Source organism: Bacillus cereus group sp. BfR-BA-01350 (assembly GCF_022663775.1).
Lineage (GTDB): Bacteria > Bacillota > Bacilli > Bacillales > Bacillaceae_G > Bacillus_A > Bacillus_A paranthracis.
In genome coordinates this window covers 41,287-66,361 of sequence record NZ_JAKUGD010000007.1, presented here as the reverse complement: position 1 = coordinate 66,361, position 25,075 = coordinate 41,287, and the positions used below count along the sequence as shown (strand labels likewise).

Sequence of the window (25,075 nt, the reverse complement as noted above, 5' to 3'; positions counted from 1 at the left end):
AAGGCCACTTAAAAAGTGCCTTCTTCTATTTCACTAATATTTAATTGAAATTTCACGATCCAAACTGAGAAAAGGTGGACAAGAAGCGCAAACGCCATACATGCTCCGCTTAAAAAAGTTAGTATAGGATGCGAATACACGTGCCCTAATCCATAAGATATCGCCACGAAAAACATTGTTATGTAAATATAAATTGCTCCATGTATTTGCCTCATATAAACCTCCTTTTCATATAGTATAACATAAATTTTCTGATTATTCACATTAATAGACTGTAATTAATATTTCTCAACTGTTACACCTCTAACAGCAGCCTTAATATATGGTGCTCCTTGTAAACTTTGTAAATCCTCTGTTTTACCTATTACAACTACACCGTATATTGGTAAGTCTTTTGGTTTTCTGTTTTTTATTTCTTTATAGTTTGTCCTAAAAGATTCTTAATATCCCACTTTTATTTTCACTTAAAGATAGCCAAATACAGCTTTTCTACATTTTTATCATAATAAAAAGCACATCTATTTTGATGCGCCCTTCACATATACTTTAGTAACATATAAATCATTTTTTGAAACAAAAACTCTCACTCATCTCTCTCCATACTATCTATGACTTAGTTGCCATAATAATTGAACGAGGATAAAACCCCAGCTTTTCATAAAACGATATAGCTTCATTTCCGTACACTACTGTTAATTCAATTTCATCTATCTTCTTCGCTTTAAACCATTCCACTGCACTATTCATTAATTTCAAACCAAATCCGTTTCCTCGGTGTTTTTCATCAACGAATAAAACTTCAATCTTTCCGCTTACACTTTTGCTATACGCTATACAACATCCTAATATATTATCTGTTTCCGTCTCAACTAATAATTCAATTCTATACTCTCCGTACTTTGAATTTTGTTTATAATTTTCAATACGTTCCTCAAATGACATTCTTGGATAGTCACCAGAAAAATGTTTTGATGTATTATTATGATATTCATGCAATTTATTTAAAGGTTCTCTTATTACTTCTATTTCATCAAGAGTGATATATTTATTACTAATTCTCATCCTACAGCATCTCCAATAATGTATATTCCAACTAAAAAGATGACCATTTTACGGTTATAAAATACCAATCTATTATTTCATCGCGTCCTTCACAATATCTTGAATCATAACGACTTCTGTTTTCATATCAACAGAGGAGACTTCCTCATCGATACACTCATACCAAAATTCCAAGTGCTTTTTATCAATTTCATGATGAGAATTTTCGACAAGAGCCCCGCCTTCTCCTTGCACAGAATACCAATATAAGTACTCTTCTCCATCTCTTATTTCCCGGAAAATTGTCTCAACGTACATCTTTTCGTCGTTTAATGTCAAAAGTACTTCTTTCATATTGTCATTCAGAAGCTGCATCCATTCATCTACACGATGACTTTTATCTTGTTTCACTTTAAATCTCGTTAACTCCACATTCATTTTTATTCCCCCATTTTCTTACGTACAAACAATCTATATTCTATTGGATTATAAAAACTTAATTTACTAGCTAATTTTTGCGAAGGAATATTGTCTACATAACAATCCCAGCACGGTATAATATCATTTTGTATGCAATGTTCAATAAACCTTGCTGCAACAGCTTGGGCTAATCCTTTTCCTTGATGCGCTTCATGCGTCACGATATCAATTTCAGCAAATCCATTCCCGCTAAATATCGAAACACATTCCGCTACAATTATTCCCTCTAGTTCTATACAAAATCCAAAACCACCGTTTAAAAACGTTTCTTTTGATCCCCAATATTCTTTGTAGTACTCCTCTGTAAATTCACCGCTTCGTTCTATATCTCTTCTATCAATACGCTTCACTTCATATATATTTTTGTTACAATCTCGTTTTCTCTCTTCAAAGATTACGCTTTGAAACTTCATTCGCGGGATGTTTCGAAGTACATGACTAAAACGTTCTTCTATCATCATTTCCCACTCGTCACTCGAAGAGAACAATGTAAATCTCTTCTTTGTTTTTTCAATAGCCTTTTTTATAAAAGAAAATAAATCTTCGTTGTAATTTTGATCATCAGTATGACCAAATAAATAATAAATGCCATTCGCTGTACGAATTAGTCCTGCTGTTAACTTCTCGTTTACAAAAACATCACCATCTATCACTTGATCACATACCGCATAAGCAAACGTCGTCGTTTTTGTATGGCTTTCTAAAATCGGAAGGATTTTTCTATACTCAGCTACAGATAATTTTTTCATAATTGCTCCACTTTAATCGTATCCGCCTCTATATGTTCAAAACAAAGATTTACCGTTCTCTTTAATGCTCTCGTTCTATGAATCGTACATGCCGGAATTAAAATAGAATCATTCGGCTTTAATACCGCTGTTTCTCCATCTTCAAAATCAATAAGTAATTCTCCCTCTAACACAATAAATAATTCATCTGAATTAGAATGATAGTGCCAATCATATTCACCAGTAAATACAGCGATTCGTAAACAATGACTATTTACATTTGAAACGACGAAGTTTTTATGTTGATCTTGAATGTCCTTTGTTAATTCTATTAAGTTCACAGTTTCCATCTTTCGTCTCATCCTTTCATTAGTCGTTCTTCTGAAAAATTAACTTAGTCTCCACCACCTCCGCAATCTCCTCCACCATCACTTGAGCTGCTACAATCACTGCTACTGTAATCTCCGAATCCACTTGATGTGCTTGAAGCGTATGAAGATTTTTTACTCATATTTCTTTGCTTATCCTTCTTACTTTCATGACTAGGCCATACTTTATTAAATAATATAAAGAATAAGACTAACTCTATTACGACAAGGATATATCCAAAAACACTCTCAATAATATTGGGGGTTATCCCAAAACTGTAAAACAGCCTAGCTGAATAAAGACACAAAGTTACATACAGGGCCATACAAATATACCGAAATGTTTTTTCTATCATAAGGACTACCTTTTTTGAAATAGGTATGTGTATGTTCTGTTCTTGTTTTTTCTTTATATACTTTTGTCTCTTAGCCTGCTTTTTCTTCCTCTTTTTACTCCCCACCGAACCCCCTCTTTTGACTTTATTTTTTCATTTAATTCCAAATTATCACAAAAATTAACTTTGTAACAATCTATATTTCACGTAAAGTTTTATTTACTTTTTGTAAAGCTTCATTTACTTATTACCTAAAAATGGATATAATAAATGTAACAAATTTACAAAAAGGAGACTTTGTATATTTGATTAAAAATAAGGTAAAACAATTCCGCGTCGTTAGAGACATCACCCAAGAACAATTAGCTTCCTCTGTTCAAATCACTAGACAATCCCTCATCGCTATCGAAAAAAACAAATACAACCCAAGTTTAGAATTAGCATTGAAATTATGTGAGTTTTTCAACTGTAAAGTAGAAGATTTATTTCAATTGGATAAAACTGGGGAGGAAAAAGAATGAAAAATACTTCTAATCAAAAGTTCATTTCACATCTTACTATTTTATTGTTAGGATCATCTTTACTTTATTTCAATAGTAATGACGAAGAAAAGATTAGTTCTGTCCTTCTATTCGTTGGTGTATACATACTCTTAGATTTAATACTATTAGTAGTGAAAAAAATATTCTTTAAGAAAAAAAAGAGCGTTTCCGAGAAATATCCATTACCTGAAATGGATGAAAGAATCGAGAAGATGAGTTTAAAGCTTATGGCACAAATTTTCGGTCTCTCTCATTTAGTCGGCTCTGTGATACTATTTATTTTATATATCACTGACAAAAACTCGATGATACGAGTTGAGTATGCCTTATATTACTTGTTCGGCATTCTTTTCTTTACAATGATGTTCGGATTGAAAATTGTAAAGAAACTAGATAATTAACTCAAATAAAAAGCCCCTCCTTACGAAAGGAGGGGCTTACATGTATTTCTATTATGATAAAGCAGGAGCTTTTTCAAGAAGCTCTTTCGCATCAGCGTATTGTAAACCGTGAGCTTCTGCAACTGCTTCGAATGTTACGTATCCATCTAATGTGTTAATACCTTTTAGTAATGCAGTGTTGCCTAGGCAAGCATCTTTGTAGCCTTTGTTCGCAATTTGTACTGCATATGGTACTGTTACATTTGTTAATGCAAGAGTTGATGTACGTGGAACCGCACCTGGCATGTTTGCAACTGCATAATGAACAACGCCATGTTTTTCGTAAGTTGGGTTGTCATGAGTTGTAATACGGTCAGTTGTTTCGAAAATACCACCTTGGTCAATCGCGATATCTACAACGACAGAACCTGGTTCCATTGATTGAATCATTTCTTCTGTTACAAGTTTTGGCGCTTTTGCACCTGGAATTAATACTGCACCAATAACAAGATCAGATTCTTTTACAGCTTCTGCGATGTTGTATGGATTAGACATTAACGTTTTTACTTGGTTACCGAAAATGTCATCTAGTTGACGAAGACGTTCTGCACTTAAGTCGATGATTGTTACATCTGCACCTAAACCTACTGCAATCTTCGCTGCGTTTGTACCAGCTTGACCACCGCCGATAATTGTTACTTTGCCGCGTTTTACCCCTGGAACGCCTGCAAGTAAAATACCTTTACCACCCTTGTTTTTCTCAAGGAATTGTGCACCGATTTGTGCAGACATACGACCTGCTACTTCACTCATAGGTGCAAGTAATGGTAATGAACGATTGTCTAATTGTACTGTTTCGTATGCAATTGATACAACTTTGTTATCAATTAATGCTTTCGTTAATTCTGGTTCTGGAGCTAAGTGTAAGTATGTGAATAAAATTAAACCTTCACGGAAATAACCGTATTCACTTGCTACTGGCTCTTTTACCTTCATAACCATATCTTGATTCCATGCTTCTTCAGCAGTTTCAACAAGTTTCGCACCAGCTTGTACGTATTCTTCATCCGTAAAGCCAGATCCTAAACCTGCTCCTTTTTGAACAAAAACTTCATGACCATTTTGTACTAAATGTACTGCTCCCGCTGGCGTCATTGCCACGCGGTTTTCATTGTTTTTAATTTCTGTTGGAATACCGATACGCATTATTAGTTCCCCCTTGAGTTATGAAATGACCCCTGAATCATTTTTTAAAGCGCTTTCTACGCTCTTATATTTTAACATAATATCTCAATATTTGACAAAAAATAATACAAGTTTTCCGATAGATTTAATTTTATATTAAAGGACAGTATTATCCGTACCTCTTTGCATAAAGGATAAACTGTCCAATTATTCGAAACTTCTCTTTATTTTTCTCTATCGATGTCTATGAATAACATCAACTGCACCAGTCACTTCAATAATTGTACCGGTAATCATATCGGAATCGTCCTCACATAAAAACGCAATCGTTCTTGCAATATCTTCACCTGTTCCAGATCTACCAACTGGTGTGTTACGTTCTTTCAACTGACGTGCTTCTTGAATCGTCGCTTCTTTCATTTCACCAATAATATCACCAGGACATACCATGTTTGCAGTAATACCATATTCAGCTTCTTCGTAAGCCACTGTTTTCGTTAATGAAACAAGTCCTACTTTCGCTGCGGCAAAAGCTGAACGATAAATCCATCCCGGTGCGCTATCCGCCCCTTGAAATCCGTAATTAATAATACGGCCAAAGTTCTGTTTTCTCATAATCGGAACGACAAGTTTCAACAAGTGAAACACCGCTGTTAAATTACCCTGAATCATTTCATTCCATTCATCTTCTTCATAATCGACTAACTTTTTTCGTTCAAATACATATGGACCAGCATTATTAATTAAGAAATCGATTTTGCCAAAACGGCTTATCGCTTCTTCTACTATTTTATGTAAATCTTCCTTTTTCGTGACATCCGCTTGCACGAATTGTAGACGCTCTTCCATATTTTTATATGTTTCTTTCATCTTTTCCATAGCCGTGATATCGCTATGATATGTTACTGTTACTGAATAGCCTTTAGCCAATAATTTTTCTGTTACTTGCTTTCCTAAACCTTTCGTACCGGCTGTAATGAGCGCGTGTCTCACAAAACGGCCCCCTTTTAAATTGCTATAGTTCATATGTAACAAGTTCTCGCACCAATTACAACTAAAATGAATTGAAACAGAGTTTTCGAAATTCTGTAACGTTTCTGGCAAGCACATTACCAAAATTTGTTTTATAATAAAGTTGTAAACGGTAATAAAAATGATTGGGAGGAATTTACTATGAATAATACATATACAAATATTTTAATCGCGGTGGATGGTTCTAAAGAAGCAGAAAAAGCCTTTAAAAAAGCAATTCAAGTCGCAAAACGCAACAATGCAACATTAACTATTGCTCATATCGTTGATGTAAAAGCATACTCAGCAGTAGAAGCTTATAGCCGTGCAATTGCTGAACGTGCAAATCTATTTGCAGAAGACTTATTAGAAGACTACAAAAAAACTGCGCTTGAAGCTGGCCTTGAAAAAATTGAAACTGTATTAGAATTTGGTAATCCTAAATCAAAAATTTCAAAAGAAATCGCTCCAAATCATAAAGTAGATTTAATTATGTGTGGTGCAACTGGTTTAAATGCTGTTGAGCGTTTTCTAATTGGTAGCGTCTCTGAACATATTATTCGCTATGCGAAATGCGATGTCCTTGTTGTTCGTGGTGATGAGGAGCAAGGTGATCTTTAATTTATAAATAAAACACCAAGTCCACATGGGCTTGGTGTTTTTCATTTCACATATTTTACTAGAAATACAAGACAAGCCACAATAACAACAGTAATTGCTAATACATAAGGCGGAAGAAGTTTTAAGGACCACAGTGCCATCATGATCGTAGCGACGGTTAAATATGTTTTCTTTGCATCTTCTGTCATTTTTTTACGAAGGCATAAAACATACAAATAACCAATTGGCGGCGTAATAAAGCAAAGAACATATATGATTTTTGATTTCAAATACCATTTTTGTTCTCCAAGTTTCTGTATATCTTCTTCTATTCTCTTATGCTCTTGTTCTCTCGCTTCTTCTACAAGCGGATCTTCCCCTTCTCCTCGCTCTTCTTTCATATAAGGAAGAAAATGCATGAAAAAATAGTATGCAAATACGAACGCTCCAAATCCAATATTTACTCTTTCTAATGGAATATGTTCACTAAAACAAGCAGCGGCAATCACTAAAGAAAAACAATACGTCGTTATCCAAAATGAACGTTTTCTCTTTTTTCGTTCCATTTCTTTTTTATCTTGTACATGTTTTCTTTTCGAAAGCCATATCGAAATACAGCAGTCTACTACAAATAGAATAAAGATAAATATCCCGATATGTACTGTTTCTACATCCTCAAATGAAAAGATATTTGGGAATGCAACGTGCAATACAATTAGCGTATACAAAATTAACCCTATAAAATAAATACGTCTCATTTTCCATCCCTTTCTTATTTCCTAACATTACGTTAACATACATTTTTTAGAAATAGACGGACAAAATATATATGTTTAAAAAAGGAGGATGCCACATGGATGATTCTGAACGTATTATTTTAGATGTGAATGGGAAAGAAATCGAAATGTTAGATACAATTCGCGCACATTTTAGAGAAACACATGGAATTGAGCTAAGTAATGGTGCATTACTGCGAGATTTAATGGATATTGAGTATATTCGAATTACGGAAGATCGACATAAGTATGATTAAAAGAAAAACGACTGCAGGCGAATGCCATCAGTCGTTTTTCTTTCTTTATTTAAGCTCTTGATGCTTCCCGCCCATACCACCTGGCTCATTGCTATCTTGGTGTACAGTTACTTTATTTGTTTTCGCATCTTTCGAAACTCTATATGTATACGATTCGTTTGGTTCATCTTTAAACTGTACATTCATACCGTAAGAACCGATTTTACTATAAAAGGCCGGTTTTATGTACGAAATATCACTTTCTTTATATCCTTTTTCTTGCAAGTGCCACATCGTTGCGATAATCGCTTCCTCTCGCTTTACTTGTTCACCAACAAAGATATATTTGTCCAAGAGAAATACTTTAACATTTGCACTTAAGCTAATTAACAGTAAAACGATAAATATTACTTTTTTCATAGACTTCCCCTAAATTGTTATTTTTCACTATATCATAACTTAAATACTAGTAAAAAAGAAAGTACGCCAGACTTTAACAGACTGGCGTACTTTTCAACTCAATTCTTGATAACTTCTTTCGTTAATCCCTTCGCCTTCTCCAAAGCCTTTTCAATCTGTTCAAATCCTGTCCCGCCAGCACTGTTACGACGCTTTACAGCTGCATATGGTGACAGCACTTCATACAAATCTTCTTCAAATAGCGCACTCATTTCTTTATACGTTTCAAGTGGTACATCTACTAAATAAATTCCTTTTTGTGTGCAGTGCAGCACTAGCTTTCCAACAATTTCATGAGCTTGACGGAATGGTAGTCCTTTGTTTGCTAAGTAGTCAGCAATTTCTGTTGCATTAGAGAAATCTTGCGTTACAGCTTGCCCCATTTTTTCTTTGTTTACAGTCATTGTCTCTAACATGCCTGCCATAATATGAAGGCAGCCTTCTACTGTTTTCACTGTATCAAACATTCCTTCTTTATCTTCTTGCAAGTCTTTATTGTAAGCGAGCGGCAATCCTTTCATTACTGTAAGTAAGCTAAATAAATTACCGTACACTCTGCCTGTTTTACCACGAATAAGTTCCGCCATATCTGGATTTTTCTTTTGCGGCATAATGCTGCTTCCCGTTGCGTATTGATCGCTCATTTCAATAAATTGAAACTCTTGGCTACTCCATAAAATAAGTTCTTCACAAAAGCGTGATAAATGCATCATAAGCATAGATGAGTTACTGAGGAACTCCAGTATGAAATCACGATCACTTACTGCATCTAAACTATTTTCATAGATTCCATTAAATCCAAGAAGCTCCGCACTATATTCTCGGTCAATCGGGAATGTTGTCCCAGCTAACGCTCCTGCTCCTAATGGTGAAATGTTAATACGCTTTAACGAATCTTCATAACGATTCACATCGCGCTCTAACATCCAAAAGTAAGCAAGAATATGATGTGCAAATGAAATTGGCTGAGCACGCTGTAAGTGCGTATAACCAGGCATAATCGTTTCAATATTATTTTCTGCTTGATGAACAAGAACCGTTTGCAATTGTTTTGTAGCTTTTATAATATGCTCTACTTTTTCTTTTAAATATAAGTGCATATCTGTTGCTACTTGATCATTACGACTTCGGCCAGTATGAAGTTTTCCTCCTACTTCACCGATTTTTTCAATTAACATCTTTTCGATATTTAAATGAATGTCTTCCGCTTCAACGGAAAAATGCAATTTATTTTGTTTCGCTTCTTCTAATAAATATTGAAGACCTATCTTTATTTTCTCTGCTTCTTCTTTCGTAACGATGCCTTGCTTTGCTAGCATCGTTACGTGTGCAATACTTCCGTTTATATCTTGATTTACTAATTGTTGATCGAAGGAGATGGATGCTCCGAACTCTTCAACCCATGCTTCCGCTTCTTCTGTAAAACGTCCGCCCCAAAGTTTGCTCACGCTTCCACCTTCTTTTGATTCACTTGGCTGTATACTTTCGTCGGTAAACCGAATAATGAAATGAATCCAACTGCTGCATCATGATTAAATTCATCCTGAGCAGTATATGTTGCTAATTTTTCATCGTATAAAGAGTACTCAGATTTACGTCCTTCTACAATTGCATGACCTTTAAATAATTTCACACGCACCATGCCTGTTACATTCTTTTGCGTTTCTTGTAAGAAAGCATTCAGCGCTTGTTTTAAAGGCGAGAACCATAAACCGTTATAAATAAGCTCTGTTATTTTTTGCTCAATCATCGGTTTAAAATGTGCTACTTCTTTTACGAGTGTTAAATCTTCAAGTTCTTTATGCGCCGTAATTAATGTCATTGCTGCTGGGCATTCGTATACTTCACGCGATTTAATACCGACAAGGCGATTTTCTACGTGATCGATACGTCCAACGCCATGTTTTCCAGCAAGTGCATTTAACGTTTTAATTAATTCTGAAAGTGGATAGGCAGTGCCATTTAAAGTAGTCGGTACGCCTGCTTCAAAGCCAATTTCTACAAATTCTGGTTTATTCGGTGTATCTTCTAATGCCAATGTCATCTCATATGCATCTTCTGGCGGCGCTGCCCATGGATCTTCTAAAATGCCACATTCATTGCTTCGTCCCCATAAATTTTGATCGATTGAAAACGGGCTATCTAAATTAATTGGAATCGGTACGTCGTTTTCTTTTGCATAGGCAATTTCTTCTTCACGTGACCATTTCCATTCACGTACAGGCGCAATCACTTCTAAGTAAGGATTTAACGCTTGAATAGAAACTTCAAAACGAACTTGATCATTTCCTTTCCCTGTACATCCGTGTGCAACTGCAGTCGCTCCTTCTTGTTCTGCAATTTCTACTAATTTCTTTGCAATAAGTGGACGAGATAACGCCGAAACAAGAGGATATTTCCCTTCGTATAACGTGTGTGCTTGCATCGCCATCAATGCATATTCGTTTGCAAATTCTTCTTGAACATCAATCATGTATGATTTAATTGCACCTACTGAAAGTGCCTTTTCTTTTACAAATGCTAAGTCTTTGCCTTCCCCTAAGTCTAAACAAAGCGCGATAATATCATAATTCTTCTCTTGTAACCATTTAATTGCAACGGAAGTATCAAGACCTCCGGAATATGCTAATACAACTTTTTTCTTCTCCATTTTGCATCCCCCTAAAGAATAAATATTCATTTTCTTTTATAATAATTCACACTTTAACACCTTTTACAAAATGTATCAAGAGCCATTTTCAAATTTTTTCAAACAATTTCGTCGAACTTCTTTCTGTTTTTTTGTACAATATAAGCAGGAAAACGGGGGTGAACTTATGGAAAAGTATTTCTTATACGATGAACATCTCGGAATTGAAATTCCGCATTTACAAGAAGACTGGGAAGATATCCCCGAAAAAATGCAGCATGCAATTTTATTAAAATGGGAACAAGTTCGCGGAAAGATTCCTGATCGTATAAAAGAACTGGAACATTATATTAATGCAAAACAGCATCATTTAAATAACGAAGAAGACTTCGAAATTTCTTGCAAACTGAATTCAGAAATTGCCGATCTCGCTTCCATCATTAATGACCTTTGGCTTTGGTATCGACTCACTCAAAATGTATCTGAGGGGAAAGCACACCAATAAAAAAAGCATGCCCCTCAATTACTTTGGGTCATGCTTTTTTGTCGTAACACGATTTACAATATATTTCTTGTGCTGTTTTTGCCAAACACACATCAAATGGACCAACTAATATACTTCTTTCTTTCGGCAACTTTACAAAAGCAACAAGCTCTTCTTCATATTGAATCTTTTTCTGACATATAACACATGTTAATTCTTTTCTTTTGAACATGTCTTTTAGCATATCTTCACTTCCCCTTTCATCTATCTATATTAATATACTCTCATAATAGTTAAGACTTGTAAAAAAATGACACATTCTGAATTGAATCATTCATATACTATGTACAAAAGGAGGCCTTAAAAACTTATGCGCGCTTTCGTTATTATCGCTTTAACTTTTTTAAGTGTGATTAGCTGGGATGCGTTTTTTAAAGATAAAAAGGATACAACTGAATAAAGCCCATTTTTTCTTACTTATTGGACAAACCGTTAAAAACTGTCCAATTCTCCAAAATAACTTAGGCTTTTCTACAAAAATATTTAAACATAACAATTTTTGTAGATTTCCTCCGTTTATTGTCGGTTTCCATCCGCATACATTTTTTGAAAGTATGATATAATAATATAAATCTTGAAGGAAGGGATTTTGATATCATGATCGCTCGAAGGAGCATGTGGCATCGTATTGACGAATCATACACGTAGCGTATTTTCCAGCTCAGATACTTTAGTCTAGCGAAAAAAATACGAGAGTGGGGAAATTATGATTGCCCGAAGGATAATTTGGCAAAAAAAAGACTCTTCTTACACATAGCGTTTTGTTTAGGACTTAATTGTTACTAGCTAAACAAAACAAAGAAGAGCAGGATTGCTAAATGAAGAATCCTACTCCACGTTTTGTTTAGTCGTTTTAAGACTTAAACTAAAACGAAAGTAGGGAGAATTGATGGACGAGAGGATTATTCGTTATTTCTTCAGCGACATATAGCGTAGTTAGTTTTTTCGTAAACTAACTGAAAGCTACATGTGAGCTCGTAGTTAGTTTACAACACAAAAAGGACTACTAACTACGGAAAGAAGGAATAACGATGAGGAACATCCAAAGTCGACAAATTATTAAAGAAGTTTTTATGGTTTTAATCGGTTCATTTATTTTAGCAGCAGCGCTATATCACATTCACTTCCAAAACCACTTAACAGAAGGTGGCTTTGTAGGTATCGCACTATTCATCCAAAATTTTTATGATATTTCACCATCTATTTCAACTGTAATGATGGATATCCCAATTATTCTACTATGCGCTTCATTGTTAGGTAGAAAAATGGTTGGCTATTCATTCTTAGGTTCAATTTCATTCGGAGTATTTTATTCTCTTATGGAAAATTATTCTCCATTTACGGTCGATTTATCAAACAATTTATTTATAGCTGCAGTAGTTGGCGGTGCGTTAGCTGGTATTGGACTCGGTTTTATATTGCGATTTGGCGGTGCAACCGGTGGAGACGATATTTTAACAATTGTATTAAGTAAAAAAACACGTTTTACAATTGGGCAAATTTTCTTCGTCTTTGACGCGATTGTTCTTGCGCTTTCATTATATTATTTAAATTGGACAGAAATTGCTTTTACTATTCTTTCGATTGCCGTACAGGCAAAAACATTGGATTTAATTTATTATCCAAAAACAGAAAAAGCAGAAGAAAAGCAGCCAGTATCTATTCCAATGTCCAAAAAGCATGCAACAAATTAAAAAAGCGAAAGGCTTCGGCCTCTCGCTTTTTTTATGCTCTTTTTTCCTTCTCGACTATGTGGCGCACTTGATAAAATCTATTTGCAAATTCAGTAACGTTTCTTGTTAAACGATAATTCACTGTAGACCCGATTGCCATTCCAATTACCGGAATACCTTGGAATAATTTACGACGAAGAGCATAAATCGAAAATGTTTTCAAAATTTGTTTTAAAATAATTTCAGTCGAAGCTGGTTGTAACACCGCTTCATCTCCTTCGTAGAAGAAGGAATCTTCTTGTTCTAGCTCTTGCAGTAAATTGTACCATGCGTATTGCTGAAGTCTTCCTGGTAGTAATGACGCATGAAATACCTTTAACGCAAGCATCATTTCATAAGGCTTGTTCACATCATGCCCAAATGACGTTGCAATAAGTTGGACAGCCTTCACATTTAACGCAATCATAACCGGAAAATCAGCTGTTAATAATAATAAACCTCCAGCACCCGTTGCTCCGCCTTGTACGAATGAATATAGGCGATGGCGTGCTGTTTGCTGCTCTGCTATGTATGTTAATTGATCAATAGATAATGCTTTTAAATCCTCTAGTTGCTCAATCGATTCATCAAATAATCTCGATGTTCCTAAAATACGATTACGCGCCTCTAACTGTGATTGTGAACTTTGAATCAATGCATGCAAATGAAAGAGCCATCCATCTGCTTTCGTAAAGAAATCTTTTCGTTTTTTCTCAGGTAGTTTCGCAATTGTATTATGTACCCATTTATCAAACAGTTTTTGAAAATCAGTCGCTTCTTGCTCAACTAATTGCGATTCCCATTCTTTTATATTGTCTAAAATGGCTTGTTCTCGCTTCGATCGCATCGTAACAACCACCTCGTTCGATTTTTTTCTATTGTAACATATTTCTGCTTATTCTTTGCAAATATGCTTGTCTATCTTTATTCACATACCATTTTTGAGTAGCATAAAATATTAACAAAAAGGATGAGATAAATCACATGAATCTATCCGATATAAAAAAAGAATATCATGCAGTATTCAGTTTAGGACAAAACTGCTGGCCTGCTTGGGCGTTATATCAATTCAAATTATCGCCATTTTTTGGCGTTATTGATTTTATGCTAAGCCCATCATTAGAAAAGGTGAATATATTATTACAAAATCGATTCGACCGTTTTTTACAGTTAGAAAACCTATCCTTCATCTCATTTTGGGATGATGATGCGAAATTAAGACTACGGGACAATCTATATGAAATCGACTCCTGCCACGACTTTAAAACAGATGTAAACACACCAACTTCTTGGCCTTCTTATACAGAAATTAAGTTAAATTATGAGCACCGAATTAATCGTTTTCTAACAACAATTGACACAGCACAATCCATATTATTTATTCGAACTGGAGGAACATACGAAGAAGCACGTTCCTTGGAACACATTTTATCTCAAATCGTTACACATACATTCTCCGTCCTATTACTCATTCCTGAAGATGTACCAACTGTTACGGAAGAAGATTGGGGATTACAAAATATTTGCGTTATAAAATGTCCTATTATGGATGTATTTCAGTACAATGAAGCATTTTGGAATGACTTATTTAATGGCATCGTAATTTGACCACATTCTTAAATACACGACACTTTTATTACGCAATACATTATAATCATCCTTATACAAAATAAAGTGACACTTTAATCAGTGAGGTTTTTGTTCATCCCCCACTGATTATCAGCCCTCACCAATCGGACTTTTACGGACAGCCCGACCCCCACCTAACTTCTTTGCTTCCGCTGAATTTTGAGGTGGGGGTCTTACTGCCCGTTAAAGCGGGATAAATAAGGAGTGATTGTATATGTATCCACGTGCAAAAGCTTTCGGTCTTGCTTTACATCACGAGCGGCTTCTCGTACAAGAATATCATACAGACGATGAAACATATTACCGGCCTCTTGGCGGTTCAATTGAAATTGGTGAAAAATCAGCACATACCGTTATTCGTGAATTTCAAGAAGAGCTTCATACAGAAGTGGAAATCACTGCTTATTTAGGTTGCTTAGAAAACATCTTTCATCTTGATGGAGAAATTGCTCATGAAATCATTCAGTTATATTCTTTACGCTTATTAGACACGTCACTATATGGAATGGAAGTACTGAATATACAAGATGAACAAACAGTATCGTATGCGAAGTGGATTCCCATTACAGCTTTTATTCAGAAGGAAAAAGTACTATATCCAGATGGAATTTTAAACTATATCCAAAAGAAAAAAGACGAAATCCTATAGGATCTCGTCTTTCTTTTCATATATTAACCGATGTTTCCAAGACGTAGTACGTCACGAGCGATCATAACTTCTTCGTCAGTTGGAATTACAATAATTTTTACTGGAGAATGTGGGAAGTTGATGAATGCTTCCTCACCGAATACGTTATTGCGTTTTGCATCGAAGTATACGCCCATGTACTCAAGGCCTTCTAATACGCGTTCACGAATAATCGCACTGTTTTCACCTACACCAGCTGTGAAGATGATTGCGTCTACACCTTTCATACGAGCAGTGTAAGAACCGATGTATTTGTGGATACGGCTTACGAATACATCAAGTGCTACTTTCGCACGGTGATCGCCTTCTTCTTCTTTCGCAATGATGTCACGTAGGTCACTAGAGTAACCAGTAAGACCTAACATACCACTCTTCTTGTTTAATACGTTAACTACTTCTTCTACTGTTTGGCCTGTTTTTTCCATGATGTATGGAATTAACGCAGGGTCAATGTTACCAGAACGTGTACCCATTGTTACACCAGCAAGTGGAGTGAAGCCCATAGAAGTATCGATAGATTTACCGCCTTCTACTGCTGCGATACTTGCACCGTTACCTAAGTGACAAGAAAGTAAGCTTAAGCTTTCAAGTGGACGACCTAATAGTTCAGCCGCACGCTCAGTTACATATTTATGAGAAGTTCCGTGGAAACCGTATTTACGGATACCGAATTTTTCATAGTACTCATATGGTAAGCTGTATAGGAATGCAGATTCCGGCATTGTTTGGTGGAATGCTGTATCGAATACTGCTACTGCTGGTACGTTTGGTAATACTTCTTGGAATGCTTTAATACCAACAACGTTTGCTGGGTTGTGAAGTGGTGCTAAATCGCTTAATTCTTCGATATCAGCTAATACTTCATCAGTAATTAGAACAGAGTCAGCAAATTTTTCGCCGCCGTGAACAACACGGTGACCGATACCGCCAATCTCATCTAGAGATTTAACGATTCCGTTTTCAGTTAATTTTTTAAGAAGCATATTAACTGCTACTGCGTGATCTGGAATGTTTGTAATTTCTTTTTGTTTTTCGCCATCTACAGTAATAGTGAAGATACTATCTTCTAAACCGATACGTTCTACTAAACCTTTTGTTAATACTGTTTCACTTGGCATTTCAAATAATTGGAATTTTAAGGAAGAGCTTCCTGCGTTAATCGCGATGATTTTTGACATCTAGTCTTTCGCCCCTTTTTCTCTTGGTAGTTGTGTGGATGTTTCCACAAACCGCTCGATTTTATCTGATCAAATTTACTAAATATGAAAACGTTTCATCATTAGTAAATTTTATACTCACGATTTTAATTTAAACATCGTACGACATATATTTCAAGTGAAAAAATTGTAACACCAAGAAAAAAAATATATTACAGATTTCAAAAAAATTCAGTTAAATCTTGTATATATTTAAAAATATGACATATCATATAAAACTGTACTACATGAATTACTAGCCCTGTTACATATACCTAGCCTTATTTATGCGTTGCAAACCAAGTATTTAATTGGTCCATAATGTCCTCCATCGCCTTCATGTTGGAGAATTTAGGTAACTCCACTAATAACGCCTGTTTTGGCATCGTTACACTAGGACCTTTCTTTTGGAGAACAAATATACTTTTTGCATTTTTCTCGTTTTTAAACATGGAAACAGGTAGCTGTAATAACCCCTGAATAAAGCATGTTTCTTTAATAAATGCATGCAATTTCGGTGCTTGATCACTTTCAAAAATGAAGTTCGGTACTAGGAAGAATAAGTATCCGCCTTCTTTCGTATGCTTCACACTTTGTTCAATAAATAGGTGGTGGGCATATGACATTCCTTCATCTGCTTTTAACTTATATTCACTTGCACCGATTTCATTTGGATAGTAACCAACCGGTAAGTCTGAAATAACTGCATCAACTGGATCGATATAAAGCGGTGCTAGTCCATCTTGATGGAAGAATTCGATTGCATGCTTTTGTAAATTCGCATTTACTAAAGCAAGTTTAATTAGCACTTCGTCCACTTCTACACCAAATCCACTCATCGTAACGTTTTCTTGAGCACTATTGAAAACTGTCGTCATCAAGTTACCTGTTCCAATTGCAGGGTCTAACACAGTAATTTCATTTTGACCCTTCATAAATTTATGGAATAAGTAGCTCATGAACATACCAACTGCATCAGGCGTCATTTCGTGATTCGCTTGTACGCCTTCCTTCATTCCTTTTAAGATGGCTAACTGAAATGCTTTACGAATTTCTTCACCTTTATATGTTTCTTCATTAAACGTACTATATTCACGATTCAGCCTTTCAATTGCTGATTCTGATAATTCCTCTTGTAAAATCGCTCCTTCAAACAAGTTATCCCCTGTTTCTACAAGCGCCTCTAAATATGTTACATCTAATTCTTTACGTAAAACTACCGCAGAAGAATCAAAAATAGAAAATAAAGTTTCTACTGTCTGACTCACGTACATTCCTCCTTCTCTCTTTTACACATAACTTATATCATACCATAATCTGATTTTTTCCCAAAAGAAAAAGCGACCTCTTTTTAAGAGCTCCCTTTTTGGTGATGTATGATGTAACGTCTTCTCTCGTATATCGATTCCATATAGCAATATATGAGAGAAGACGACCTCTTACAAAGAGGTCATCTTCGTTCACATTATTTTGCAGCTTTTGCTGCTTCTAATGCTGCTTCATAGTTTGGATGGCTTGTACCTTCGCTTACGTATTCTACGTAAACTACTTTGTCATTGCTATCTACTACGAATACTGCACGAGCAAGTAAACGAAGCTCTTTCATTACTAAGCCGTAAGCTTCACCGAATGAAAGGTCACGGTGGTCAGAAAGTGTAACAACATTTTCTAAACCGTTTGCTGCACACCAGCGTTTTTGAGCGAATGGTAAGTCAGCGCTAATCGTTAATACTTTCGCGTTTTCAATACCTGCTGCATCTTGGTTAAAACGACGTGTTTGTGCATCACATACACCTGTGTCGATTGAAGGTACAACACTAATTAATTTCACTTCACCTTTGTATGTTTCTAAACTTACTGGAGATAAGTCATTTGCTAACACTTGGAAGTTTGGCGCTTGATCGCCAACTTTAACTTCTGTTCCAACTAAAGTCATTGGGTTACCTTTAAAAGTTACGTTTGCCACTTGAAAATCCTCCCTTATTTAAACAAAATATGTACAATGTAAATGATAGTTTGTCCCTATCGATAATGCAAATAAAATCGCTTTATTTACAAAAAAATTAAAGAAGCTAATCTATTGATCAGCTTCTTTATTCGTTAAATTTGAAATTCAGGATCGTCTTCTTTTCGTTTATCCATCATTTCTTTCACTTTATCAACAGCTTGTGGCGCTAATTCAATTATTTTATCGATGACGTGTGTTTGCTTATCTAAGTGCAACACTTTTACGCCTTCTCCATTTATAACAAGAAAAGCAACAGGATTAATAGAAACTCCTCCACCGCTTCCCCCGCCAAATGGATGACGGCCTGAATGTTCTACTTTACCAAATTCACTTCCACCAGCAGCAAATCCGAAGCTAACTTTCGATACGGTAAGAATTACACTTCCATCTGCCGCTTTAATTGGATCGCCGACAATTGTATTTACATCAGTCATTTGTTTTAAATGCTGCATTGCAGTTGTCATTAAACCTTGAATTGGATGGTCCATTCTATATCCCCCCTATGCTTGAACAGATTTTTCTGTCGTACCAGATCTTTGCCTTCTCATAAACACGAGTAATTTTACCGCTGTTTTTATAGTACGGAATATACGAAAAGATGCTGTTAACTCACATCTTGATGCAAATCCTTTCCCTTGAAAAACAGGAGTAATTTCAAATTCTGGTACGTCGACAATATGCATATATTGTCCTACAACTCCAGCAGCCATTCCTTTTGTCCCCCATGCATATCCTGTGACAATTCCAGTACTAGCTGCGTCGCCTGCTCCAATTTGTGTATGCCATTTCCAACCATTGATTTTCACTCGTTTGAGAAAATCTTTAACGATAGTATGAACTTCTTGAAGCTTTTTTATCAGTTCCCCCATACTATCAAGTTGTGCCATAATTTTATTGTCTAGTCCGCCGTCCTCTTCAGCCTTTTCAATTTTTTGTCCTGTTTTCTTCTGCTGTTTCTCAATTCTTTCCAACACATCAAATGTATATCGAATCATCCATATTCTCACTTGAAGCAAACATTGCTTTTCCATTTCTGAATATAAAAATGTCACTTTAAGCTTTATTTTCGACAATAGTATAAACAAAATAAAAAGGAGAAGAATTATTATTCCAATTACGAACCACTTCATACGTATCATCCTTTCACTCCGTACCCATTATCGACAACTTTATTCATCATTAAACAGCGTTCCATAAGATTGAATATAAAAATTTTTCTAAAAATAAAAAGGTATTTTGACAATTTATATCGAAATATATTATTTGAACATATCGTCAGAGAACGGACTCTAATGATATGTAGCACGAAGCATAGAAAATTTAACTGCAGTGGAGGGATACATAATGGCAGATCGTCGCAATTTATTTTTCTTTTATGGTGATGACAAAGCAAAGCTCGTTGAAAAAATGAAACCAATCTATCGTATTTTAGAAGAGAATGGATTCACCATATTAGATCATCCAAAAAATGCAAACGCTATCGTCAGTGTTGGAGATGATGCAACTTTCTTACAAGCCGTTCGTAAAACTGGTTTTAGGGAAGATTGCTTATACGCAGGGATTTCTACGAAAGACGAAATTTCATTCTACTGCGATTTCCATATTGATCACGTTGATACAGCCCTTCAAGAAATTACAAAAAATGAAATTGAAGTGCGAAAATATCCAACAATTGAGGTAGATGTAGATGGTAGCACATCTTTCCATTGTTTAAATGAGTTCTCATTACGTTCTAGCATTATTAAAACGTTCGTTGTAGATGTTCACGTTGATGATTTATATTTCGAAACTTTTAGAGGTGACGGTTTAGTTGTTTCTACCCCAACAGGAAGTACAGCTTACAATAAATCGTTACGTGGTGCAGTTGTTGACCCGCTTATCCCTTGCTTCCAAGTAAGTGAATTGGCATCTTTAAATAACAACACATATCGTACACTTGGTTCACCGTTCATTTTAAATCACGAACGTACATTAACTTTAAAACTAAGACCAGACGGTAACGATTATCCTGTTATCGGCATGGATAACGAAGCGCTTAGCATTAAACAAGTGGAAAAAGCTGTTGTACGCTTAAGCGATAAACAAATTAAAACAGTTAAATTAAAAAACAACTCTTTCTGGGAAAAAGTACAGAGAACGTTTTTATAGTATTAAAATAACCGCAGAATTATGGTAGTACATAATTCTGCGGTTATTTATTTACCCCGATTGACGCGAGCAACAATCTCTTGCTATCCGGCCGATATTCTTGTTAGTTTTTGTCGGTAAGTCGATATATTCTAATAATCGCTGATATATTTGGAGTTACGGTCGATATATTCCGATAATCGCTCATATATTTTTACGCACCTTTTCTATAGACGACTTTGCCATCTATTACGGTCATCTCTACTTGTACTTCTTTTATTTCCTCTGCCTCTATTTCAAAAATATCGCGGTCTAATATTGTAAAGTCTGCCTCATATCCTTTTGTAATTTGCCCGCGCTTCGCTTCTTTTCCGATTGCATAAGCACTTCCTGTCGTAAATAACGAGACAGCCTCATATACCGTTAATCTTTCCTCTGGCATATAGCATACACCGTCAATAAAACTTCTACGTGTGACAGCACTATATATGCCTAGAAACGGATTTACTTGCTCGATCGGAGCATCAGATCCCCCGTTACAGTGTAATCCCGCTTCCAGTAACGTCTTCCAAGCATACGCATAACGAAGACGGTGCTCGCCTAGTTTTTCAATGACTGATGGAAAATCTGATGAAACAAAGACTGGTTGTATATCAATAATGGCTTGCAAGTTTTTCATTCTTTCAATCAACTCTTCACGAGCTAGCTGACAATGAATAATACGGTCGCGTAATCCTTTTGCTGGCGGATACAATTCAAGCGCATCAATGACATATTCAAGCGATAAGTCACCGATAGTATGAATCGCAACTGGCATATGTAAGTCTCGTGCTTTCTTCACTAATTCCGCAAGTTCTTCACGTGAGAAAATGGCAACTCCATTTGTTTCTCTCGCATCTTCATACGGTTCACTTAATAAAGCTGTTCTTCCGCCAAAAGAACCGTCAGAAAAAATTTTCATTGCCCCAAACTCAATATAATGCTCATTTTCATATTCTTTTCGTTCATGTGCTACTTCATGGTGAACGAGTAAATGTGCTTTAAATGGCATTTCTTTTATAACATGAGAAAACGCATTATGCGTTTTTCTAAATCCACCGTAATAATTTAAATCTTCCGTATGCCCGCCAACGAGTCCATATTGCCAGCAGTCTTTAATTGCTGTTTGCAAAGCTCTTTGTAAGTAGGCTTCATCAATTTCAGGCTGGACATGTTTGATTAACTCTTGGCCTTGTTCATATAAAAGTCCTGTTAATTTATTGAACGAGTCCCGTCCAACTTTCCCGCCTTTTGGATCTTCTGCCTTTTCTGTTATGTTCGCTTCTTGCAGTATGTATGAATTCACCCATGTAACATGGCGACAAACGCGCTTTAATAAAATGGGATATTCTCTTGAAATTGCATCTAAATCTTTTGCGTGAACATCTTTCATATCTTTAAAGTTATTTTCATTCCAGCCCTCTCCGATAATCCAAGAACCTTTCGGCGCTTCTTCTACTCGCTTCCGAACGAGAGTCAGCACTTCGCTATAAGATGTGCAATTTGATAAATCTAAACGAAGTAATCTCTCCCCGTGACCAATAAGATGCATATGGCTATCAACGAGGCCTGGAATCATCGTTTTGCCTTTTAAATCGTGCAATGTAACCACAGCATATCGGTTTTCTAACTCTTCTTTACTTCCACCATCAACAATCGTACCGTTTTCAACGTACACAGCGTCCACTTTTTCCTTTTCTTCCCTCATCGTGTAAATGTTGCCGCCATACCAAATTTCCCCCATATATTTCATCTCCTTTATTTTTTATTGTATAAAAAAAAGCACCATTTCAAAACATGGTGCTTTTCTAAACATTACTTTTGTTCAGTAGTAGACGTTGTAACTTGCCATTCAATATTAAATTTATCTTTTACTTGTCCGTATGCTGGGCTCCAGAACGTTTCTTGAAGGGGCATAATAACTTCTCCACCTTCTTGTAACTTATCGAATACTTCTTTCGCTTTTTCTGCGTTACTAATTTGAATTGCGATTGTTACTTGAGATCCAATTGCATGCCCTTGACCTGGGAATGTATCGGAAATCATAAGATCCGTACTACCAACCTTTAAAGTAGCGTGTAAAACGCGCTCTTTCGCTTCAGCTGGAACCGGGTATTCTGGATTTTCAGGCATATCACCAAAAGTTTGCATGACTTCCACTTTTGCATCTAACGCCTCTTTATAAAACTGTACAGCTTCTTGCCCACTACCATCTAAAACTAAGTACGGATTAATACCTAAAATCATACGGACACCTCTTTTTTTAATTTATAAAATCGAACTTGTGTTCGTTTTTATATTATCATTGTTTGCCATTTCATTCAACTATTTCCTTCACTGTTTTCAAATTTATTTTGACGGAATCTCCATCTCTTGTTTTCTAAGTTCAATACGGCGGATTTTTCCAGAAATCGTTTTTGGTAGTTCATCTACAAATTCAATTTTGCGAGGGTATTTATATGGTGCAGTAAGTTCTTTGACGTGTTGTTGGAGTATTGGAATTAATGTTTCTTCGTTCTTTTCTATATTCTCTCTTAATACGATAAATGCCTTCACGACACTTCCGCGAATTTCATCAGGACTTGCGACAACCGCACATTCTCTTACGTAAGGGTGCTTTACGAGCGCATCTTCTACTTCAAACGGCCCGATTGTATAACCAGAGCTAATAATAATATCATCACCACGCCCTTCAAACCAGAAATAGCCGTCTTCATCTTTTTTCGCTTTATCACCTGTAATATAATAATCACCGCGGAATTGCATCGCTGTACGCTCATCGTCTTTGTAATATTGTTTAAAGAGGGCCGGCGTTTCAATGTGAACTGCAATATCACCAACCTCTCCTACCTGTACCGGAACGCCTTCTTCATCTACAATATCAACGTGGTTACCTGGCGTCGGTTTCCCCATTGATCCTGGTCTAATATCCATTCCTTTCATTACACCAACAAGCAATGTATTTTCCGTTTGCCCATAGCCGTCTCTTACTGTAATATGAAAGTGCTTTTGGAACGTTTCAATGACTTCTCTATTTAACGGCTCACCTGCGGATACAGCGCTATGTAACGCCTCTAAATTGTACTGTCTTAAATCTTCTACCTTTGCCATTAATCTATACTCAGTCGGTGTACAACAGAGCACATTCACCTTATTATCGTCTAATAAGTTCAGGTACGTTTTCGGTTCAAACTTACCGTGGTATACAAATCCTGTTGCTCCCGAGCCTAGAGTTGCTAAAAACGGGCTCCAAATCCACTTCTGCCAGCCTGGACTAGCCGTTGCCCACACCACATCGTTCTCTTCAATTCCGAGCCAATTTGGAGCGCTCGTACGTAAATGAGCGTATGCCCACGCATGTGTATGAACAACACCTTTTGGATTGCCTGTCGTTCCTGACGTGTAAGATAAAAAGACCATATCTTCTTTATCTGTCTTCGCCATTTCTAACATGTCACTCTCTGTTTCTAACGCTGTTTTTAAATTAATCCATCCATCTACTGACTGCTCGCTCAGAACGAATTTTTGAAGAGATTCCATCGCTTCTATATCATCAAACTGTCCAATGTACGGCTCATAACTTACGATTGCTTTTACTTCCCCGTGCCCAATGCGGTATTCAATATCCTTTTTGCGCAACATTTCCGAACTCGGAATTACGACAAATCCTGCTTTAATCGCAGCGATATACGTCATGTACGCTTCAATTAAACGCGGCATCATAATGAGGAGCTTGTCCCCTTTTTGTAGACCACTCTTTATAAAAGCGTTTCCAATTTTATTTGCACCTTTCATTAACTCAGCGTATGTAACTTCTCGTCGATTCCCTTTATCATCTTGCCAAATTAAAGCAAGTTTCTCTTTATCACCTGTATATTTCTCTATTTCAGAAACTAAATTATAAGACGGCGGTGCCAACAATTCCTCTCTCTTCATAAACATCCTCCTTTTTCTTTATGCCTCCCTTATATAATAAAGAATTTTCTGTTAATTTTGAACCCTCATCTTTTGACAAATTTTTCAGTTCTGTCGAATATATCGAACACAACTTAGAATATATTAACAAAAAAATTAAATATATCAATTTGCCGACAAATGGCGCCACAACATAAAAAAGAAAGAGCGGGAGAGCCCACTCTTTCTAAGCCATCTTATATGAGATTATTTTTGGAAACCGCCTAATTGTTGCTCAGCTAGTGAAACTAGACGTTTAGTGATTTCACCACCAACAGAACCGTTAGCGCGAGCTGTTGCATCAGCTCCAAGTTGAACACCAAACTCTTGAGCGATTTCGTATTTCATTTGGTCTAATGCTGATTCAGCACCAGGAACCGCTAATTTATTTGTGCTACGTGACATGTT

Annotated in this window: 32 protein-coding genes and 1 pseudogene; 9 read left to right on the top strand and 24 right to left on the bottom strand. The window is 36.0% G+C overall.

The annotated features are described in order from the left end of the window. Positions 1-8 precede the first annotated feature (8 nt). The 7 genes and pseudogenes from MR147_RS16460 to MR147_RS16430 form a co-directional block, all read right to left on the bottom strand. On the bottom strand, positions 9-215 hold the full coding sequence (locus MR147_RS16460) for a hypothetical protein (RefSeq protein WP_001248905.1): 207 nt from the start codon (positions 213-215) through the stop codon (positions 9-11). 63 nt (positions 216-278) lie between these two features. Beyond that, positions 279-471 (bottom strand): annotated as a pseudogene (locus MR147_RS16455) (anti sigma factor C-terminal domain-containing protein); the annotation flags it as partial. Between the two features lie 135 nt (positions 472-606). Continuing rightward, positions 607-1,062 carry a GNAT family N-acetyltransferase gene (locus tag MR147_RS16450; protein WP_074606521.1) on the bottom strand — a complete coding sequence of 152 codons (456 nt, stop codon included), beginning with the start codon at positions 1,060-1,062 and terminating at the stop codon, positions 607-609. A 72-nt stretch (positions 1,063-1,134) separates the two neighbouring features. After that, on the bottom strand, positions 1,135-1,479 hold the full coding sequence (locus MR147_RS16445; RefSeq protein ID WP_074606519.1) for a DUF6176 family protein: 345 nt from the start codon (positions 1,477-1,479) through the stop codon (positions 1,135-1,137). Between the two features lie 2 nt (positions 1,480-1,481). Continuing rightward, positions 1,482-2,270, bottom strand: coding sequence for a GNAT family N-acetyltransferase (locus tag MR147_RS16440; protein ID WP_074606518.1), 789 nt, complete (start codon positions 2,268-2,270; stop codon positions 1,482-1,484). Then, positions 2,267-2,599, bottom strand: a complete 333-nt coding sequence (locus MR147_RS16435) for a cupin domain-containing protein (protein ID WP_071678969.1) — start codon at positions 2,597-2,599, stop codon at positions 2,267-2,269. The genes MR147_RS16440 and MR147_RS16435 overlap by 4 nt, the downstream gene beginning before the upstream one ends. 44 nt (positions 2,600-2,643) lie before the next feature. Continuing rightward, positions 2,644-3,078 (bottom strand): hypothetical protein, encoded by a 435-nt coding sequence (locus MR147_RS16430; RefSeq protein ID WP_074606516.1) that lies wholly within the window; start codon positions 3,076-3,078, stop codon positions 2,644-2,646. A 131-nt stretch (positions 3,079-3,209) separates the two neighbouring features. Between MR147_RS16430 and MR147_RS16425 the strand changes: the two genes are divergently transcribed. Then, a complete protein-coding gene (locus MR147_RS16425) occupies positions 3,210-3,473 on the top strand; it encodes a helix-turn-helix transcriptional regulator (protein ID WP_002003636.1) in 264 nt (87 codons plus the stop codon). Continuing rightward, a complete protein-coding gene (locus MR147_RS16420) occupies positions 3,470-3,895 on the top strand; it encodes a hypothetical protein (protein ID WP_242304565.1) in 426 nt (141 codons plus the stop codon). Before MR147_RS16425 ends, MR147_RS16420 begins: the two co-directional genes overlap by 4 nt. A gap of 51 nt (positions 3,896-3,946) precedes the next feature. On the opposite strand, the gene ald is transcribed toward MR147_RS16420, so the two are convergent. Then, positions 3,947-5,080, bottom strand: a complete 1,134-nt coding sequence (gene ald, locus MR147_RS16415) for an alanine dehydrogenase (protein ID WP_001219405.1) — start codon at positions 5,078-5,080, stop codon at positions 3,947-3,949. A 213-nt stretch (positions 5,081-5,293) separates the two neighbouring features. After that, the gene (locus MR147_RS16410; RefSeq protein ID WP_002163505.1) at positions 5,294-6,085 is read right to left on the bottom strand and encodes an SDR family oxidoreductase; all 792 of its coding nucleotides are present in this window, start codon (positions 6,083-6,085) and stop codon (positions 5,294-5,296) included. Between the two features lie 147 nt (positions 6,086-6,232). Between MR147_RS16410 and MR147_RS16405 the strand changes: the two genes are divergently transcribed. Continuing rightward, entirely contained in the window at positions 6,233-6,691 is a 459-nt protein-coding gene (locus MR147_RS16405) for a universal stress protein (protein ID WP_001066672.1), read from the top strand. Between the two features lie 41 nt (positions 6,692-6,732). On the opposite strand, the gene MR147_RS16400 is transcribed toward MR147_RS16405, so the two are convergent. Beyond that, positions 6,733-7,428 carry a hypothetical protein gene (locus MR147_RS16400; protein ID WP_074606512.1) on the bottom strand — a complete coding sequence of 232 codons (696 nt, stop codon included), beginning with the start codon at positions 7,426-7,428 and terminating at the stop codon, positions 6,733-6,735. 95 nt (positions 7,429-7,523) lie between these two features. Here MR147_RS16400 and MR147_RS16395 point away from each other — a divergent pair, with 95 nt between their 5' ends. Continuing rightward, positions 7,524-7,703, top strand: a complete 180-nt coding sequence (locus tag MR147_RS16395) for a hypothetical protein (RefSeq protein WP_000342755.1) — start codon at positions 7,524-7,526, stop codon at positions 7,701-7,703. A 45-nt stretch (positions 7,704-7,748) separates the two neighbouring features. Here the strand turns inward: MR147_RS16395 and MR147_RS16390 are convergent, their stop codons facing one another. The 3 genes from MR147_RS16390 to MR147_RS16380 form a co-directional block, all read right to left on the bottom strand. Then, positions 7,749-8,102: a DUF3139 domain-containing protein gene (locus tag MR147_RS16390; RefSeq protein WP_074606510.1), complete on the bottom strand. Its 354-nt coding sequence runs from the start codon at positions 8,100-8,102 to the stop codon at positions 7,749-7,751. Between the two features lie 98 nt (positions 8,103-8,200). Continuing rightward, on the bottom strand, positions 8,201-9,589 hold the full coding sequence (gene argH, locus MR147_RS16385; protein WP_074606508.1) for an argininosuccinate lyase: 1,389 nt from the start codon (positions 9,587-9,589) through the stop codon (positions 8,201-8,203). Further along, positions 9,586-10,791 carry an argininosuccinate synthase gene (locus MR147_RS16380; RefSeq protein WP_000412314.1) on the bottom strand — a complete coding sequence of 402 codons (1,206 nt, stop codon included), beginning with the start codon at positions 10,789-10,791 and terminating at the stop codon, positions 9,586-9,588. Before MR147_RS16380 ends, argH begins: the two co-directional genes overlap by 4 nt. A 166-nt stretch (positions 10,792-10,957) precedes the next feature. Here MR147_RS16380 and MR147_RS16375 point away from each other — a divergent pair, with 166 nt between their 5' ends. Next, positions 10,958-11,275, top strand: a complete 318-nt coding sequence (locus MR147_RS16375) for a hypothetical protein (protein WP_000417212.1) — start codon at positions 10,958-10,960, stop codon at positions 11,273-11,275. A gap of 28 nt (positions 11,276-11,303) precedes the next feature. On the opposite strand, the gene MR147_RS16370 is transcribed toward MR147_RS16375, so the two are convergent. Next, positions 11,304-11,498 (bottom strand): hypothetical protein, encoded by a 195-nt coding sequence (locus MR147_RS16370; RefSeq protein WP_074606504.1) that lies wholly within the window; start codon positions 11,496-11,498, stop codon positions 11,304-11,306. Positions 11,499-12,345: 847 nt separating this feature from the next. On the opposite strand from MR147_RS16370, the gene MR147_RS16365 reads away from it, so the two are divergent. After that, positions 12,346-13,008 carry a YitT family protein gene (locus MR147_RS16365; protein WP_001244531.1) on the top strand — a complete coding sequence of 221 codons (663 nt, stop codon included), beginning with the start codon at positions 12,346-12,348 and terminating at the stop codon, positions 13,006-13,008. 31 nt (positions 13,009-13,039) lie between these two features. Here the strand turns inward: MR147_RS16365 and MR147_RS16360 are convergent, their stop codons facing one another. Beyond that, positions 13,040-13,873, bottom strand: a complete 834-nt coding sequence (locus MR147_RS16360; protein WP_001256869.1) for an EcsC family protein — start codon at positions 13,871-13,873, stop codon at positions 13,040-13,042. 137 nt (positions 13,874-14,010) lie between these two features. Between MR147_RS16360 and MR147_RS16355 the strand changes: the two genes are divergently transcribed. Further along, on the top strand, positions 14,011-14,634 hold the full coding sequence (locus MR147_RS16355; RefSeq protein WP_242304564.1) for a DUF1796 family putative cysteine peptidase: 624 nt from the start codon (positions 14,011-14,013) through the stop codon (positions 14,632-14,634). A 235-nt stretch (positions 14,635-14,869) separates the two neighbouring features. Beyond that, positions 14,870-15,304, top strand: coding sequence for an NUDIX hydrolase (locus MR147_RS16350; protein ID WP_242304563.1), 435 nt, complete (start codon positions 14,870-14,872; stop codon positions 15,302-15,304). Between the two features lie 23 nt (positions 15,305-15,327). Here the strand turns inward: MR147_RS16350 and ackA are convergent, their stop codons facing one another. The 5 genes from ackA to MR147_RS16325 form a co-directional block, all read right to left on the bottom strand. After that, positions 15,328-16,521, bottom strand: a complete 1,194-nt coding sequence (ackA, locus tag MR147_RS16345; RefSeq protein WP_000034576.1) for an acetate kinase — start codon at positions 16,519-16,521, stop codon at positions 15,328-15,330. 299 nt (positions 16,522-16,820) lie between these two features. Further along, positions 16,821-17,807, bottom strand: coding sequence for a class I SAM-dependent methyltransferase (locus tag MR147_RS16340; protein ID WP_242304562.1), 987 nt, complete (start codon positions 17,805-17,807; stop codon positions 16,821-16,823). A gap of 197 nt (positions 17,808-18,004) precedes the next feature. Beyond that, a complete protein-coding gene (tpx, locus tag MR147_RS16335) occupies positions 18,005-18,505 on the bottom strand; it encodes a thiol peroxidase (RefSeq protein ID WP_000024528.1) in 501 nt (166 codons plus the stop codon). 134 nt (positions 18,506-18,639) lie between these two features. Next, positions 18,640-19,035, bottom strand: coding sequence for a GerW family sporulation protein (gene ytfJ / locus MR147_RS16330; protein ID WP_000350005.1), 396 nt, complete (start codon positions 19,033-19,035; stop codon positions 18,640-18,642). A gap of 12 nt (positions 19,036-19,047) precedes the next feature. Continuing rightward, positions 19,048-19,686 carry a DUF2953 domain-containing protein gene (locus MR147_RS16325; protein ID WP_074606498.1) on the bottom strand — a complete coding sequence of 213 codons (639 nt, stop codon included), beginning with the start codon at positions 19,684-19,686 and terminating at the stop codon, positions 19,048-19,050. Positions 19,687-19,891: 205 nt separating this feature from the next. Between MR147_RS16325 and MR147_RS16320 the strand changes: the two genes are divergently transcribed. Beyond that, on the top strand, positions 19,892-20,695 hold the full coding sequence (locus MR147_RS16320; protein WP_000785168.1) for an NAD kinase: 804 nt from the start codon (positions 19,892-19,894) through the stop codon (positions 20,693-20,695). Positions 20,696-20,888: 193 nt separating this feature from the next. Here MR147_RS16320 and MR147_RS16315 read toward each other — a convergent pair whose 3' ends face one another. The 4 genes from MR147_RS16315 to MR147_RS16300 all read right to left on the bottom strand — a co-directional run bounded on the left by MR147_RS16315 (position 20,889) and on the right by MR147_RS16300 (position 25,072). Beyond that, a complete protein-coding gene (locus MR147_RS16315; protein ID WP_242304561.1) occupies positions 20,889-22,457 on the bottom strand; it encodes an amidohydrolase in 1,569 nt (522 codons plus the stop codon). Between the two features lie 71 nt (positions 22,458-22,528). Further along, entirely contained in the window at positions 22,529-22,960 is a 432-nt protein-coding gene (locus MR147_RS16310; RefSeq protein ID WP_046198175.1) for a VOC family protein, read from the bottom strand. Between the two features lie 102 nt (positions 22,961-23,062). After that, positions 23,063-24,649: an acyl-CoA synthetase MbcS gene (gene mbcS, locus MR147_RS16305; protein WP_046198176.1), complete on the bottom strand. Its 1,587-nt coding sequence runs from the start codon at positions 24,647-24,649 to the stop codon at positions 23,063-23,065. A 225-nt stretch (positions 24,650-24,874) separates the two neighbouring features. After that, positions 24,875-25,072 carry an alpha/beta-type small acid-soluble spore protein gene (locus MR147_RS16300; RefSeq protein WP_000091639.1) on the bottom strand — a complete coding sequence of 66 codons (198 nt, stop codon included), beginning with the start codon at positions 25,070-25,072 and terminating at the stop codon, positions 24,875-24,877. Positions 25,073-25,075 lie beyond the last annotated feature (3 nt).

What these genes read in the sequence shown, in the direction of transcription:
- MR147_RS16405 (WP_001066672.1), top strand. Translation starts at nt 6,233, where the DNA reads ATGAATAATACATATACAAATATTTTAATCGCGGTGGATGGTTCTAAA.
- MR147_RS16365 (WP_001244531.1), top strand. Translation starts at nt 12,346, where the DNA reads ATGAGGAACATCCAAAGTCGACAAATTATTAAAGAAGTTTTTATGGTT.
- MR147_RS16450 (WP_074606521.1), bottom strand. Translation starts at nt 1,062, where the DNA reads ATGAGAATTAGTAATAAATATATCACTCTTGATGAAATAGAAGTAATA.
- MR147_RS16375 (WP_000417212.1), top strand. Translation starts at nt 10,958, where the DNA reads ATGGAAAAGTATTTCTTATACGATGAACATCTCGGAATTGAAATTCCG.
- MR147_RS16395 (WP_000342755.1), top strand. Translation starts at nt 7,524, where the DNA reads ATGGATGATTCTGAACGTATTATTTTAGATGTGAATGGGAAAGAAATC.
- ytfJ (WP_000350005.1), bottom strand. Translation starts at nt 19,035, where the DNA reads ATGGACCATCCAATTCAAGGTTTAATGACAACTGCAATGCAGCATTTA.
- MR147_RS16320 (WP_000785168.1), top strand. Translation starts at nt 19,892, where the DNA reads ATGGCAGATCGTCGCAATTTATTTTTCTTTTATGGTGATGACAAAGCA.
- MR147_RS16440 (WP_074606518.1), bottom strand. Translation starts at nt 2,270, where the DNA reads ATGAAAAAATTATCTGTAGCTGAGTATAGAAAAATCCTTCCGATTTTA.
- MR147_RS16315 (WP_242304561.1), bottom strand. Translation starts at nt 22,457, where the DNA reads ATGGGGGAAATTTGGTATGGCGGCAACATTTACACGATGAGGGAAGAA.
- MR147_RS16310 (WP_046198175.1), bottom strand. Translation starts at nt 22,960, where the DNA reads ATGATTTTAGGTATTAATCCGTACTTAGTTTTAGATGGTAGTGGGCAA.
- MR147_RS16410 (WP_002163505.1), bottom strand. Translation starts at nt 6,085, where the DNA reads ATGAACTATAGCAATTTAAAAGGGGGCCGTTTTGTGAGACACGCGCTC.
- MR147_RS16300 (WP_000091639.1), bottom strand. Translation starts at nt 25,072, where the DNA reads ATGTCACGTAGCACAAATAAATTAGCGGTTCCTGGTGCTGAATCAGCA.
- MR147_RS16420 (WP_242304565.1), top strand. Translation starts at nt 3,470, where the DNA reads ATGAAAAATACTTCTAATCAAAAGTTCATTTCACATCTTACTATTTTA.
- MR147_RS16360 (WP_001256869.1), bottom strand. Translation starts at nt 13,873, where the DNA reads ATGCGATCGAAGCGAGAACAAGCCATTTTAGACAATATAAAAGAATGG.
- ackA (WP_000034576.1), bottom strand. Translation starts at nt 16,521, where the DNA reads ATGTCAAAAATCATCGCGATTAACGCAGGAAGCTCTTCCTTAAAATTC.
- MR147_RS16350 (WP_242304563.1), top strand. Translation starts at nt 14,870, where the DNA reads ATGTATCCACGTGCAAAAGCTTTCGGTCTTGCTTTACATCACGAGCGG.
- MR147_RS16445 (WP_074606519.1), bottom strand. Translation starts at nt 1,479, where the DNA reads ATGAATGTGGAGTTAACGAGATTTAAAGTGAAACAAGATAAAAGTCAT.
- ald (WP_001219405.1), bottom strand. Translation starts at nt 5,080, where the DNA reads ATGCGTATCGGTATTCCAACAGAAATTAAAAACAATGAAAACCGCGTG.
- MR147_RS16400 (WP_074606512.1), bottom strand. Translation starts at nt 7,428, where the DNA reads ATGAGACGTATTTATTTTATAGGGTTAATTTTGTATACGCTAATTGTA.
- MR147_RS16425 (WP_002003636.1), top strand. Translation starts at nt 3,210, where the DNA reads ATGGATATAATAAATGTAACAAATTTACAAAAAGGAGACTTTGTATAT.
- MR147_RS16370 (WP_074606504.1), bottom strand. Translation starts at nt 11,498, where the DNA reads ATGCTAAAAGACATGTTCAAAAGAAAAGAATTAACATGTGTTATATGT.
- mbcS (WP_046198176.1), bottom strand. Translation starts at nt 24,649, where the DNA reads ATGAAGAGAGAGGAATTGTTGGCACCGCCGTCTTATAATTTAGTTTCT.
- MR147_RS16325 (WP_074606498.1), bottom strand. Translation starts at nt 19,686, where the DNA reads ATGATACGTATGAAGTGGTTCGTAATTGGAATAATAATTCTTCTCCTT.
- MR147_RS16380 (WP_000412314.1), bottom strand. Translation starts at nt 10,791, where the DNA reads ATGGAGAAGAAAAAAGTTGTATTAGCATATTCCGGAGGTCTTGATACT.
- MR147_RS16390 (WP_074606510.1), bottom strand. Translation starts at nt 8,102, where the DNA reads ATGAAAAAAGTAATATTTATCGTTTTACTGTTAATTAGCTTAAGTGCA.
- MR147_RS16355 (WP_242304564.1), top strand. Translation starts at nt 14,011, where the DNA reads ATGAATCTATCCGATATAAAAAAAGAATATCATGCAGTATTCAGTTTA.
- MR147_RS16435 (WP_071678969.1), bottom strand. Translation starts at nt 2,599, where the DNA reads ATGGAAACTGTGAACTTAATAGAATTAACAAAGGACATTCAAGATCAA.
- MR147_RS16460 (WP_001248905.1), bottom strand. Translation starts at nt 215, where the DNA reads ATGAGGCAAATACATGGAGCAATTTATATTTACATAACAATGTTTTTC.